Origin of the sequence: Streptococcus sp. 2018WUSS126, assembly GCF_044427425.1 — a bacterium.
Lineage (GTDB): Bacteria > Bacillota > Bacilli > Lactobacillales > Streptococcaceae > Streptococcus > Streptococcus hashimotonensis.
On sequence record NZ_JAOTGB010000009.1, the window covers coordinates 1 to 13,734 of the forward strand.

The 13,734-nt window shown below is 40.3% G+C and carries 14 protein-coding genes, 1 tRNA gene and 1 pseudogene; 12 read left to right on the plus strand and 4 right to left on the minus strand.

What is annotated here, in order from left to right; all coding sequences use genetic code 11:
- From ODU34_RS04480 to ODU34_RS04510, 7 genes and pseudogenes are all read left to right on the plus strand, one after another.
- Window positions 1-222 (plus strand): annotated as a pseudogene (locus ODU34_RS04480) (transposase); the annotation flags it as partial.
- Window positions 223-665: 443 nt separating this feature from the next.
- On the plus strand, window positions 666-1,421 hold the full coding sequence (locus ODU34_RS04485; RefSeq protein WP_024387922.1) for an epoxyqueuosine reductase QueH: 756 nt from the start codon (window positions 666-668) through the stop codon (window positions 1,419-1,421).
- A gap of 107 nt (window positions 1,422-1,528) precedes the next feature.
- Window positions 1,529-2,119, plus strand: coding sequence for a hypothetical protein (locus ODU34_RS04490; protein ID WP_136671171.1), 591 nt, complete (start codon window positions 1,529-1,531; stop codon window positions 2,117-2,119).
- A 149-nt stretch (window positions 2,120-2,268) separates the two neighbouring features.
- Window positions 2,269-3,300, plus strand: coding sequence for a DNA polymerase III subunit delta (gene holA / locus ODU34_RS04495; protein ID WP_105179308.1), 1,032 nt, complete (start codon window positions 2,269-2,271; stop codon window positions 3,298-3,300).
- A 111-nt stretch (window positions 3,301-3,411) separates the two neighbouring features.
- Window positions 3,412-4,017, plus strand: a complete 606-nt coding sequence (gene sodA, locus ODU34_RS04500; protein ID WP_029751647.1) for a superoxide dismutase SodA — start codon at window positions 3,412-3,414, stop codon at window positions 4,015-4,017.
- 261 nt (window positions 4,018-4,278) lie between these two features.
- Window positions 4,279-6,303, plus strand: a complete 2,025-nt coding sequence (locus ODU34_RS04505; protein ID WP_105179307.1) for a bifunctional UDP-sugar hydrolase/5'-nucleotidase — start codon at window positions 4,279-4,281, stop codon at window positions 6,301-6,303.
- Between the two features lie 196 nt (window positions 6,304-6,499).
- Window positions 6,500-6,571, plus strand: a tRNA-Arg gene (locus tag ODU34_RS04510).
- Window positions 6,572-6,591: 20 nt separating this feature from the next.
- On the opposite strand, the gene ODU34_RS04515 is transcribed toward ODU34_RS04510, so the two are convergent.
- From ODU34_RS04515 to ODU34_RS04530, 4 genes are all read right to left on the minus strand, one after another.
- A complete protein-coding gene (locus ODU34_RS04515) occupies window positions 6,592-7,806 on the minus strand; it encodes a chloride channel protein (protein ID WP_105179306.1) in 1,215 nt (404 codons plus the stop codon).
- On the minus strand, window positions 7,796-8,074 hold the full coding sequence (locus ODU34_RS04520; RefSeq protein ID WP_105179305.1) for a chorismate mutase: 279 nt from the start codon (window positions 8,072-8,074) through the stop codon (window positions 7,796-7,798). Before ODU34_RS04520 ends, ODU34_RS04515 begins: the two co-directional genes overlap by 11 nt.
- A gap of 81 nt (window positions 8,075-8,155) precedes the next feature.
- The gene (rpsN, locus tag ODU34_RS04525; RefSeq protein WP_002940393.1) at window positions 8,156-8,425 is read right to left on the minus strand and encodes a 30S ribosomal protein S14; all 270 of its coding nucleotides are present in this window, start codon (window positions 8,423-8,425) and stop codon (window positions 8,156-8,158) included.
- A gap of 141 nt (window positions 8,426-8,566) precedes the next feature.
- Window positions 8,567-9,028: a flavodoxin gene (locus ODU34_RS04530; protein WP_012775265.1), complete on the minus strand. Its 462-nt coding sequence runs from the start codon at window positions 9,026-9,028 to the stop codon at window positions 8,567-8,569.
- A 94-nt stretch (window positions 9,029-9,122) separates the two neighbouring features.
- Here ODU34_RS04530 and ODU34_RS04535 point away from each other — a divergent pair, with 94 nt between their 5' ends.
- From ODU34_RS04535 to ODU34_RS04555, 5 genes are all read left to right on the plus strand, one after another.
- Entirely contained in the window at window positions 9,123-10,067 is a 945-nt protein-coding gene (locus ODU34_RS04535) for a bifunctional oligoribonuclease/PAP phosphatase NrnA (RefSeq protein ID WP_105179304.1), read from the plus strand.
- Complete coding sequence (locus tag ODU34_RS04540; protein ID WP_105179303.1) at window positions 10,054-11,082, plus strand: FAD:protein FMN transferase; 1,029 nt, start codon at window positions 10,054-10,056, stop codon at window positions 11,080-11,082. The genes ODU34_RS04535 and ODU34_RS04540 overlap by 14 nt, the downstream gene beginning before the upstream one ends.
- A gap of 118 nt (window positions 11,083-11,200) precedes the next feature.
- Window positions 11,201-11,443, plus strand: a complete 243-nt coding sequence (locus tag ODU34_RS04545; RefSeq protein ID WP_012027466.1) for a type B 50S ribosomal protein L31 — start codon at window positions 11,201-11,203, stop codon at window positions 11,441-11,443.
- A gap of 449 nt (window positions 11,444-11,892) precedes the next feature.
- The gene (locus ODU34_RS04550; protein WP_012027447.1) at window positions 11,893-13,122 is read left to right on the plus strand and encodes an FtsW/RodA/SpoVE family cell cycle protein; all 1,230 of its coding nucleotides are present in this window, start codon (window positions 11,893-11,895) and stop codon (window positions 13,120-13,122) included.
- 13 nt (window positions 13,123-13,135) lie between these two features.
- Entirely contained in the window at window positions 13,136-13,675 is a 540-nt protein-coding gene (locus tag ODU34_RS04555; RefSeq protein ID WP_105179302.1) for a DJ-1 family glyoxalase III, read from the plus strand.
- Window positions 13,676-13,734 lie beyond the last annotated feature (59 nt).

A 13,734-nucleotide genomic window follows, 5' to 3' on the forward strand; every position in this document is an offset into this window, starting at 1 on the left:
CTACGTGGAACTATTTCAAGAACTTAGTCAAAGACAAATTGACAAGTAAAGAGGGAGCCCGCATTTATGCCAAACGCAAGGTGGATGTCGAACCTGTATTTGGTAGGATGAAGGGTGTTTTTGGCGTGCGCAGAGTGCATGTCAGAGGTCAAAAAGTGGTTGAAACTGAGATAGGATTCCTCCTAATGAGCATGAATCTCACGAAATTGGCGAAGAAATTAGTCCAAGATAGTAGAAGCAGAAAGAAAAACACAGACAGTTCGGCTGAATTTCATCAGAATCAGCTTGAATCTATCTGTGTTTTTTATTTACTGGCTAGTTTTTGCCCAGTCTCTGTCTCCCACCCTGACAGGTTGTTTTAGGTCGGAAATAGGGACCGTCGGCAGACGGTCTTTCTTTATGTTGAAAATTAAAAACTCTCAGAAACGCCGAAATATCAATGTTTCTAAGAGTTTAATGACTTGCTATCTTTCGCAAACTTCTTCAATTTTTTATATTTTTAGGGGGTTGTCTACGTTCCGAACCGCTGGCAATCGGTTTTCTTCATCACGAGTAGGTTGTTTAAAGTTGGAAATGGGGATTCTTATCAAGCGCTCTCCCTCGTTATTACTATCTATGCAGTAAGCTTCAAATATAGTATAATGAATGTATATTTGGAGGTTTGTATGATTAAAGTTGAAGAGATTTTATCGACTCTATCACCGAATCAAAAGGTTAACTATGATAAAGTGTTTCAAAAAATGGCGAGCACGTGGCAGGAAGCGGGGCTTCGACCGAAAATTCTCATGCATGTCTGTTGTGCACCATGCTCGACCTATACATTGGAGTACTTGACTCAATATGCAGATGTAACCATCTATTTTGCGAATTCCAATATTCATCCAAAGGCGGAGTACCAGCGGCGAGCAGCCGTTACAGCCCAGTTTGTCAAAGAATTTAATCAGAAAACTGGACAGTCGGTAGGCTACCTAGAAGCTGACTATAGCCCTCAGGAATTTTTCAAGAAAACTCAGCATCTTGCCAATGAGCCAGAGGGGGGAGATCGGTGTAAGGTTTGCTATGATTATCGGTTGGATAAGACTGCGGAGAAGGCAGTTGAGCTTGGTTTTGACTATTTTGGTTCGGCTTTGACAATCAGTCCACATAAGAATTCGCAGACCATCAATGCTGTTGGGATTGAGGTACAGAAATTATACGATACCCAGTATCTTCCGAGTGACTTTAAGAAAAATGGAGGCTATCAGCGTTCAGTTCAAATGTGTGAAGAGTATGACATTTATCGCCAGTGCTATTGTGGCTGTGTCTATGGGGCCAATGCCCAAGGTGTCAATCTCGTACAGGTAAAAAAAGAAGCCTTGGAATTTTTAAAAACGCACAGAGATTATTCCCACATTCCTTTCAAGGTGCTGGATAAGAATTGAGTTTTTGAGTTTAGTTTTTACTTAAGGAGCGTTTTTTCTTGCTTTCTCTATGAAATTGGTATATACTAATTATGGTTAATATATTGTACTACTAGGAGAAAAGCAAAATGAAATTGAGAAAAGTATCATTTATTTTAGTTACCTTTGTCATCGGTTTACTATCGTTATCAAGTGTAAAGGCGGAGACTTCAATGTTTGTACCAGTAGGTCAACAGAATGTTCCGGGGGTAGAAGTAGCTCCTTTTAGAACGGGTTCAGATTCTATTCATGTCCATGTTGGCTCATTTGGTTATGTCGCTACATATATAAATGGAGAACGGTTGAAGGTCGAGCCTGTAAAGCATGAACTCAAGTGTCCGAGTTATACTACAGAGAATTGCCAAACTAAAGAGTGGTATACAAGTGGGGAACGTGCGGACGGCAGTGGAGATTATGTTGTAAAATTGAATAAGAAACTCGAAGAAGGTGATGTTGTTACATTAAAATTTGCAGACGATGGGAATTTGTATTTTGGTCAATTAGTATATAAAAGTGAAAAGAAACGAGTTGAACAGAATCAAAAGGAACAAGAGGATGAGTACGCAGATGCCTTGTTCAAACGTTCTATTGAGGAAGAAGAAAATAAGACTTGGAGAGATCGGATAAAGGATACTTTTCAAGATGCTTGGTGGAATTTCAAAGGGTGGTGGAATAGCTAATAAAGGAACTGCTATTTGGAAAATAGGCCATTTGGAGTGATTATCAATTAATTTTTTCTACCTTCCTGATATAAATTTAAATGAAAGAGTCCAGACTTTATGTCTAGGCTCTTTTTGTGGTACAATGAGAAAGGAATTTTGAGGTTTTTATGACAGTAATTGAACAGATTGAAAAATTAAAAAAAGAGAAATTAGAGCTTCTGACCGTTTTATGCGGTGAAGACATCGGACAATACCAAATAGCGAAAGACTTACTTCTGAGGAAGCTTGATTTTGATGCGGCAGATTTAGGTTTTGCCTATTTTGATATGTCGGAGGCTGATTATCATCAGGTAGACTTGGACTTAGTTTCTCTTCCCTTCTTTTCAGACGAAAAAGTAGTGATTCTTGATTATTTTGCAGATTTAACGACAGATAAAAAACGGCATTTGACGGATGATGAACTCAAACAGTTTGAGGCCTATTTGGAAAATCCTGTCGAAACAACACGTTTGGTCATTCTAGCACCAGGTAAGTTGGACAGTAAGCGTCGTCTGGTCAAGCTCCTCAAACGAGATGGACTAGTATTAGAAGCCAATCCCCTGAAGGAGCTGGATTTGGAAAATCATTTCCAAAAGGAGATAATGCGTCTTGGATTGCAGATGGGAGGAGAGGTTTTTCAATATCTTTTAGAAAAGTCCAATTTTGATTTTGCAGAAATCAGTAAGAACCTAGCCTTTCTTCAATCTTATAAGGGAAAAGAGACGATTGAAATTTCAGATATTGATGCGGCTATCCCCAAAACACTACAAGATAATATCTTTGATTTAACACAGTTAATTCTACAATCCAAGGTAGACGAGGCTCGCAACTTAGTTCGTGACTTGCGGTTGCAAGGTGAGGAAGAGGTTAAGTTGATTGCCATCATGTTAACCCAATTTCGAACCTATCTACAAGTGCAAATACTACTAGAGCAAGGCCGAGGGGAACAGCAGATAGTAGCTGAGTTATCAACTATTATGGGGCGTAAGGTGAATCCATACCAAGTAAAGTATGTTTTGCGTGATTCACGCCATCTGTCCATTGGATTTTTGAAAAAAGTCGTCAAGCTCCTAATTGATACAGATTTTCAAATTAAAACAGGCCAATTTGATAAGGATTATTTATTTGATTTGGTATTATTAAAAATCGCGATTGCATAGTAAAAAGAGTATTTTAGATTTAGGGGCAACCATGGTTTCAGACAAATAAATTGAAAAGGCTCTCACATTGGAGTAGAATAGAACTATCACTTAGTATAGGAGAAAACGAAAATGACAATTATTTTACCAGACCTTCCATATGCATACGATGCTTTGGAACCACATATTGATGCAGAAACAATGACCCTTCACCATGGTAAGCACCATGCGACTTATGTTGCAAATGCTAATGCAGCACTTGAAAAACATCCTGAAATTGGCGAAGACCTTGAAGCTCTTCTTTCAAATGTTGACCAAATTCCTTCAGACATTCGCCAAGCTTTGATCAACAACGGTGGTGGTCATTTGAACCATGCTCTTTTCTGGGAATTGCTTTCACCTGAAAAAACAGAAATTTCAGCAGAATTGGCAGCAGATATTGATGCAACTTTTGGCTCATTTGATGCTTTCAAAGAAGTCTTCACTACAGCCGCAACAACTCGTTTCGGTTCAGGTTGGGCTTTCTTGGTTGTTAATAAAGAAGGCAAGTTGGAAGTTATCTCAACTGCTAACCAAGACACACCAATCATGCAAGGTTTGAAACCAATTTTGGCATTGGATGTTTGGGAACATGCTTACTACCTTAACTACCGCAATGTCCGTCCGAACTACATCAAAGCCTTCTTTGAAGTAATCAACTGGGACAAGGTTAACGAACTTTATAAAGCAGCTAAATAAGAACAGTTCTCTTCCTTTGGGAAGAGATTTTTTAGTTGCCAGGATTATTTTTGAGAGAATTGTGTAAGGGAAGAAGGGGAATTTTCGTATTATAGATAAAAATGACAATATATTTTCAGAAAACCGATGTAAAAGTAAGAATAAACGAATATTTTTATAATTTTTTGTTATAAATGACTGATTTAATATTGAAAAGCTGTAAAAAAAGGATTATTATAGATATGTCAATATGAAAAAAATAGAAGGAGCATTGTTTTGCTTATGAAAAAGAATATTCGGTTGAAAAGCAGTATACTAGCTCTTGTAGCTGGTTTTAGCGTTATTGCAACACAAACTGTTTTGGCAGATGAATTAGCTGTCCAAATTATGGGAGTTAATGATTTCCATGGTGCGCTTGATATGACGGGGACAGCGCGATTGGAAGGGGAAACAGTTCGGAATGCAGGAACTGCCGCCTTACTTGATGCTTACATGGATGATTCACAAGCAGAATTTGAAGAAACAGCAGCAGAAACAGAGACACCTGCAGAGTCTATCCGTGTTCAAGCTGGGGATATGGTTGGTGCAAGTCCATCGAATTCTGGACTTTTGCAAGATGAACCAACTGTAAAAGTCTTTAATAAAATGGATGTTGAATACGGGACTTTGGGGAACCATGAGTTTGATGAGGGACTTGATGAGTATAACCGTATCATGACTGGTGAAGCTCCAAAAAAAGGTCAGTTTAATGAGATTGTAGATAATTATACTCGTGAAGCTGCTAAACAGGAGATTGTTATTGCTAACGTTATTGACAAAGAAACGGGTGAAATTCCGTATGGTTGGAAGCCCTACGCTATTAAGACTATTCCCGTGAATGATAAAGAAGCTAAGATTGGCTTTATTGGTGTAGTTACGACAGAAATTCCTAATCTTGTTTTGAAGAAAAACTATGAGCAGTACACTTTTTTGAATGAGGCAGAGACGATTGCTAAATATGCGCGTGAGTTAGCTGAAAAAGGTGTAAATGCGATAGTTGTACTGGCTCACGTTCCAGCTACAAGCAAGGATGGTGTGGCTGCTGGTGAAGCTGCAGATATGATTGCTAAGCTAAATGAAATCTATCCTGAACACTCAGTTGACCTTGTATTTGCTGGTCATAACCATGTCTATACAAACGGTACAACGGGCAAAACCTTGATTGTTCAAGCTACCTCACAAGGTAAGGCTTACGCAGATGTTAGGGCTGTTTATGATACAGATATTGCCGACTTTAAAGCTGTTCCGACTGCGAAAATTATTGCAGTAGCACCAGGGCAGAAAACACCAAGTCCGGAAATTCAGGCAATTGTGGATGAGGCAAATACCATTGTTAAAAAAGTAACAGAGCAAAAAATTGCTACAGCTAGTCAAGCGACAGATATTTCTCGCGAAGTGAATGAATTTAAAGAAAGTGCTGTAGGTAATCTAGTAACATCGGCTCAATTAGCTATCGCTAAGAAATCGGGTTATGATGTTGACTTTGCAATGACAAACGATGGCGGGATTCGGGCAGATTTGAAAGTCCAAGAAGATGGAACAGTTACTTGGGGTGCAGCACAGGCTGTGCAACCATTTGGGAATATCTTGCAAGTTGTTCAGATGACAGGTGAGCAGATTTATACAGCCTTAAATCAACAATATGATGAAGGTGAAAAATATTTCCTTCAAATGTCTGGCATTAAATATATCTACACGAAGACTGACAATCCAACGGAAGAAAATCCTTATAAGGTTGTTAAAGCCTTCAAAGAAGATGGAACGGAGATTGTTCCGACAGAAACCTATACACTTGTCATCAACGACTTCTTATTTGGTGGTGGGGACGGCTTCTCGATTTTCAAAGAAGCTAAACTGATTGGTGCTATCAATCCAGATACAGAAGTATTTGTGGAGTACTTGACTGATTTAGAAAAAGCAGGTCAAACCATTAGTGCAACAATTCCAGGTAGAAAAGCATTTGTAGAGAAGTACGTAGAAGAACCAAAAGTAGAAGAAAAAGGAGATACTGCTGGGACAACTACCGATACGAAAACACCTGAAAAAGCAAGCGACGGTGGCGATAGTGTAGCAAATCAGAAAGCAAACGAGCAACCGGCACCATCTGGAAGTGTGGCTCCTATTTCAAATAAGAAAGCTGAAAAAGCATCAGGAAATCAAACACTTCCAAATACCGGTCAAGAAGCCCTAGGCTCACTTCTTATTAGCTTGGGTGGCTTAGTCTCACTCGGAATGGCTGTTTCAATGAGACGTAAGGAAGGGCAATAGGGATCAAGCATAAAAGTGACAAACTTTCGAAGTATGTTCTAGAATCGCTTCTTTTAGAGACTATCATGAGAGAAATACATAAAAACAATAGTGTTTCATCTTAGAGTAAGTTCTGCTTTTTTGTAAAAATTTGAAAAAACTTACATAACCTTGCTCTTGCAATCTGCTCTCTTCTGGGGTACAATAGAGAGGCAGACTTCCCTTAGTTAAATGGATATAACAAATTCCTCCTAAGAATTAGTTGCAGGTTCGATTCCTGCAGGGGAGATGGAGAGTATACGAAAAAGCCTAAATGATAGGCTTTTTTGCATTATTGAATTTCCTCACCTGCTGTCCATAAATAGTCTGTTTTCTGTTTATAAGATAAGCTATGGCAAGTACAGGAATAGCATAGGGCAGGATATTAGCTCCGAATACTTCATAACTAATGAAGAGAGGAGCCAGTATGGTATTGGAGGCTGTTCCAAATACGGCACAATACCCAAGGGCTGCAACAAGTTCAGTTGGTAGACCTAGTAATCCTGCTAAAACAGCCCCAGCACTTGCTCCAATCGCAAAGAGTGGAGTAACTTCGCCCCCTTGAAAACCTGCAGCCAAACAAAGACAGGTTAGTAGGAGTTTTAGTAGCCAATCGTAAGCAAACACCTGTTCTTCAGCTAAACTGGCATCGATCAAATTGGTTCCGAGACCAGTATAACGACCTTGATGGAAGAAAAATAGTAGAACGGTCAGTCCAACTCCCATGATAGCTATTTTAATGTAAGGATTTGGAAGCCATCGAGTTGAGATGCTTTTTGCTTGCGCCAGAAACCAAGCAAATAAATTACCGACAACTCCAAAGCAGATGGCAATCAGAAGCCATTTAAAACTATCTGTAAAATAGAATGAGGTAGTAGTGATGGTATGCGAAAATTTCTCCAATCCCAGTAAATGGGAAGTAGTAGAAGCCGTGAAAGCGGCAACTAGACAATAGGGGAGACTAGTCCAAGAATATTGGCCAACGATTACTACCTCAATGGCAAAGAAACTAGCAGCCAATGGTGTTTGAAATAACCCTGCAAAACCTGCGGCCATACCAATCTTTGTTACCATGTCTTTGGACAAGTGTGTGAAACCATGTTTTTGTAACCAGTGTGAGAGACTGGCTCCAAGTTGGACAGCTACTCCTTCGCGGCCAACGGAAGCGCCAAAAATATGACTGAGCCAAGTTGTAGTGATGATGAGCGGAATGAGAACTGGAGAAATGTGCACATTCTCACCTTGTCCAACTCTGAAGACTAAGCCCATACCTGCTTGGACTTCCCTCCCCCATTTTTGATAGACGAAAACAATCACCAACCCTGCAAGTGGCAGAAAGGGGATTAGATAAGTAAAGAATTCAGACCGTAAGTCACCAATCCCTAGTAGAATTTTTCCAAAGAGTGTGGTCACCAATCCTGCTATCAGTCCCATAAGAATAGAAAAGGCGAGGAATTGGCTAGCTTGCTTGACTTTACTGGTCATCTTGAGCTAATTTTGCAGCTTGATAGGCTCTCGATTGGGCCATGATATCGCTAAAGGTCGCTTGAATGGCAGAGCGGTAATCATCCTTTTGGACTAATTTTCCAACTCGTTCAAGGACAGCATTTTCTCGGCTGGTATCCAAAACAGGCTTACCTGTTGCTCGTTTGTAGGCTGTGACTTGGTCGACCAACTCCATTCGTTTTTCAAGTAGTTCAACCAATTGGCTATCAATCGTGTTAATCTGTTCGCGGATGCAATCCAAATTCATCTTATAAACCTCCGTATATTGTTTCAGTTGTTTTTTAGTATAGCAAAAAACAAGGCAGAATACTAGCCTTGTTTGAGGAAGTTACCAACTTGCTTTTTTTACCCCAGGAAGTTGACCAAGATGGGCTAATTCACGGAAGGTAATCCGACTCACACCGAATTTTCGCATATAAGCATGCGGACGGCCATCGGTCCTGTCGCGGTATTTCAGTCGATTTGGATTTGAGTCGCGAGGTAATTTTCGAAGTGCTTGATAGTCACCTTTTTCTTTGAGACTTTTTCGCAAATCCGCATAACGTTCGATTAATTCCAACTGTCTCTGATAGCGTGCCATTTTTGATTTTTTAGCCATAAAATTCTCCTTTTTTTAAAAAACTTAACCAGTTAATTATATATCAAAAAAATAAAGATTGCAAACAATAGGTGTACAATCTTAATAAATGGCTAAAAGAAAACAGACTAGACCTATTGATGAAGCCAGTCTGTTTGTCAGTTAATTCATTGTATCTAATTTTGCAACAAGGTCTGTCGCGAATTGCTCAAGGTTAACAATATCCTCATCTTCAGCGGCAAGGTCTACCTTAACATTTTCGGCACCCTTAGTTGCACCACGTGAACCCAACATGACATCAAAGTCATCTACTGCACTACAGAAGTCATCATAGAAGGTATCGCCAGAACCACAAACACCGTAGACCTTACCAGTCAAATCTAAGTCAGCTAGGTCAGCATAGAAATCAACAATTTCATCTGGAAGCTCACCGTCTCCACCGTAAGAATAGGTGTAGCTGGCTACCACGATGAGGTCCGCATCCAAGATTTCTTCGGTTTCAATAGTCGTACATTCGTGAACCTGTACTTCCAAACCTAACTCTTCTAGCTTACTGGCGACGATGTCAGCAATTTCTTCTGTGTTACCAGTCATACTAGCGTAAACTATTTTTGCTAGTGCCATAATTTCCTCCAAATTACATAGTAATTCCATTATACCACACTCCCATCATTTTCAAAAGGGGAAGTTTATGCTAAAATGATGAAAAGGAGTTGCTATGACAATTTACAGTAAAATTATTGAAAAAATTCACGAATACGACACGATTATTATTCATCGACATAAACGACCAGATCCGGATGCCATTGGTAGTCAAGTTGGCTTGCAGAAACTCTTGCAGAAGAATTTTCCTGAAAAAAACATCAAGGTAACCGGTTTTGAGGAACCAAATCTTGCTTGGATGGCAGGAATGGACGCAGTTGCAGACCAAGACTATCAAGGAGCCTTGGTTATCGTGACAGACACTGCCAATACGGCGCGTGTGGATGACGACCGTTATACTCAAGGAGATTTCTTGATTAAAATCGATCATCACCCCAATGAAGAGCCTTATGGCGACCTGCTCTGGGTCAATACGGAAGCCAGTTCATGCAGTGAAATGATTGCGGAACTGGCCATCCAGAGCCAACTGGAACTAGATGGAGAGATTGCTCGTCTACTCTATGCAGGAATTGTGGGCGATACAGGCCGCTTTCTCTATCCAGCAACCAGCTCGCGCACCTTTGAGATTGTTGCTCGTCTCCGCCAAGAAGATTTTGACTTTGCAAGGATGTCTCGCCAGATGGATACCATTGATTTCAAGATTGCCAAGTTGACAGGTTACGTCTACGACAACTTGGAAGTGGATGAACATGGTGCGGCACGTGTCGTTTTGACACAGGATATTCTCGAAAAATATGGCGTGACCGATGCGGACACTTCCTTTATCGTAGGTGCACCAGGACGGATTGGAATCGTTCAATCTTGGGGGATTTTTGTGGAACAAACTGACGGAAATTACAGAGTCCGTTTGCGCAGCAAGTATCTTCCAATCAACGAGATTGCCAAACGCCACGATGGCGGTGGCCACCCACTAGCAAGTGGTGCTAACTCTTATTCACTCTCCGAAAATGAACAAATATACCAAGAAATCCAAGAGGTAGTGAGGAATGCAAGCAAGTAGTCGCTCCCTTCGTCTTATGGGAACCATCATTGAAACCAGAATATGGCATCCTCAGGCAGAACCGATTTTGGATCAGGTAGAAGAGCTTCTCTATCTCTACAAGGACCGCTTTTCTGCCAATGACTTGACCTCTGAATTGATGGAGGTCAACCTCAATGCAGGTGTTCAGGCGGTTCCTGTTGCTGATGACCTGTATGAATTGATTAAGTTGGGCAAAGAACACAGTCTGGCTCAGGGATCTTTTTTGAATATTACCATTGGCCCCCTTGTGCAAAGCTGGCGGATTGGATTTAGCGATGCCAAACTTCCAAACCCAGAAATGATCAGTGAAAAACTCCAACTCATCAATCCAAGGGACATTGAATTAGATGATGAGGAGCAGACAGTCTATTTGAAAAAAGAAGGCATGGCGATCGATTTGGGTGCTCTTGCTAAAGGATATGTGGCAGATAAGATTGTCGACTTCCTTAAAAGAATAGGTGTGGAGGCTGGACTGATTAACCTGGGTGGCAACGTCCTGACCTTTGGTCAAGCTCCTCACAATGCCGATGGCTATTGGCGAATTGGTATACAGGATCCTCAGAAACCACGTGGTGAAAATGCCCTCGTCCTCAAAATAGGAGAAGAATCGGTAGTCACCTCTGGTATTTACGAAAGAACCCTTACCGTGAATGGAAAGACCTATCATCATATTTTGAGTTCCGAGACCGGCTATCCAATCGAGTCGCAGCTGGCTAGTTTGACCATTGTGTCCAAACAATCTGTTGATGGTGAGATTTGGACGACACGACTGTTTGGTCAAGACATAACTCGGATTTATAAGATGGTAGAAGAAACTGATGGTATCGAGGCGGTCTTGATAGGGCTGGATGGGAGGATTCTAGTGACTTCGGGACTTTCTGATAAAGTTCTTGCTGGTAAAGAAAGAATTTCTGATAGCTTGGGCAGTCCTTCAAGAGGCGGATTTGGCGCCAGAGTAACTTCTGACCTTGCTTCGGGTGCTTCCGTACTATAACTTGAAAAAATATTAAAAAAATAGGTAAAAAGACTTGCCATAAGAACAAACTTTTGGTAAACTTAAATGGTTATAATCTATGGCTCGGAAAGAGTCCATGGCAGAAAGGAATTTTAAAATGAAAAAAGATATCCATCCAGAATATCGCACTGTTGTCTTCATGGACACAACTACTGGCTACAAGTTCCTGAGCGGTTCAACTAAGAAATCTAACGAAACAGTTGAATTCGAAGGTGAAACTTACCCATTGATCCGTGTGGAAATTTCATCAGACTCACACCCATTCTATACTGGACGTCAAAAGTTCACTCAAGCAGATGGACGTGTGGATCGCTTCAACAAAAAATACGGTCTCAAATAAAAAAACAGTCCTTAACGGACTGTTTTTTCACGAGCTTGAAAACAAAAGAGCGAGTTATGGTCCAGTGGACCATTTTTTCTTTGCCTCTAGAAATTGGAGAGGGCTTTTTTGGTGCGTGATTGCCAAAATGATTGCCATTGGTTTACATACTCATGGCTTTGGCAAACTTAAGGGGTGTGTGAAGGTAAAGCATTATATTTCAGCCTGTTCGAAGGTATGAAGATACACGTATTTTATGATTTGTGCACTAGTAATACTCTTCGAAAATCAAAATTATCCGTTGTCAACTTGCCTTGATGAACTCCAGTTCTATCTTCGACTTCGTTTCCTAGGCTACTTTTGATTTTCGTTGAGTATAAATCGTATCCCCTCAGATGTAACTAGATTTTTAGTTTCAATGAGAGATGATTTTTGCTATAATGGAACGAGTAAGAATTTGAAGTGAAAGTATGAGGAAATTGATGAAAAATAGGGGAACAATCGATAGTCGAGTAGACTACTCACTTATTTTACCGGTCTTTTTTTTATTAGTTGTGGGGATTATTTCTCTCTACATTGCGGTTAGTCAAGATTATCCGGATAATGTTGTACAGATGGTTGGTCAACAAATTGCTTGGATAGGAATTGGAACAGTGGCAGCTTTTTTGGTCATGTTCTTTTCCACTAAGTTTCTGTGGCAAATCACACCTTACTTGTACGTACTTGGGCTAGGACTTATGGTATTGCCTTTGTTTTTCTACAGTCCAGACTTAGTAGCATCAACGGGAGCAAAAAACTGGGTAACGATTGGTGGAATGACTCTTTTCCAACCATCCGAATTTATGAAAATAGCCTACATCATTATGTTGTCAAGGGTGATTGTCACCTTTCATAAGTATTATCCAAATCGAAAAATTCGTGAGGATTTTATGTTGATTGGTTATATGACACTGTTTACTATCCCAGTCCTGATTTTGTTGGCCTTACAGAAAGATTTAGGAACTTCCTTAGTATTTGTAGCAATCTTTAGCGGAATGCTTCTGTTATCAGGAGTTTCTTGGAAAATTCTATTACCGACTGCCTTAACGGGGATTGTTTTGGTTGGTGGATTTATGCTGATTTTTATTTCTCCTGGTGGAACAACATTCCTCCACAATTTGGGGATGGATACTTATAAAATCAATCGTATTGCAGCCTGGCTTGATCCCTTTAAAAATGCCCAATCAACGACCTACCAGCAAGCTCAAAGTTTGATAGCTATCGGAAGTGGTGGCTTAAAAGGACTAGGTTTCAATAAAACAAATCTTCTTATCCCTGTTCGAGAAAGTGATATGATTTTTACGGTGATTGGCGAGGACTTTGGCTTTATTGGAGGGACGGTATTGATTGGACTATACTTGTTGCTCATTTATCGAATGCTGCGGGTAACGTTGAAGTCAAATAATCGATACTACACTTACATATCAACTGGCTATATCATGATGCTGTTGTTCCATGTGTTTGAAAATGTTGGCGCTGCGACTGGTTTGTTACCTTTAACAGGTATTCCTTTGCCGTTTATCTCCCAAGGTGGTTCGTCCATGGTTTCAAATCTGATTGGTGTTGGTCTAGTGCTGTCAATGGGGTATCAGTCACGACTAGCTGATGAGAAGGAAACAAATCGATCACGTCGCTATAGAAAAATTACGATAAAACGTTAGAAAGTTGGTTTATATGACAAGAGTTGCGGTTGTTTTAGCCGATGGTTTTGAAGAAATCGAAGCATTGGCCCCTGTAGATGTATTTCGTCGAGCTCATTTTGACTGTCAGATTGTTGGTTTAGATAGTCATGAAGTGGAGGGATCGCACGATATTCGTGTTCAAACTGACCAAGTCTTTGATGGAGACTTGTCTTCCTTTGATCTGATTGTTTTGCCAGGAGGAATGCCAGGTTCTGTTCACCTTAGAGATTCAGAGTCACTGATTACGGAATTGCAAAGAGCGGTTGCATCGGGAAAATCAGTAGCAGCAATTTGTGCGGCACCAATTGTTCTGGATAAGGCTGGTTTGTTAGATAGTCGTCACTATACATGTTTCCCAGGGAAAGAAAAAGACATTCCGTCAGGTATTCATCTGGAAGAGGATGTGGTCGTTGATGGTCCAATTATCACTAGCCGAGGCGCTGGAACAAGTTTGGATTTCGCCTATAAATTGGTTGATTTATTTGGTGGAGATGGGGAAAGCCTAGCTCAAACAATGGTTTATCATAGTTAAAGTAATGAAGAAGATGGAGCTAATGTTTCCTCTTCTTTTTTCTATCAAAATATTAGAAA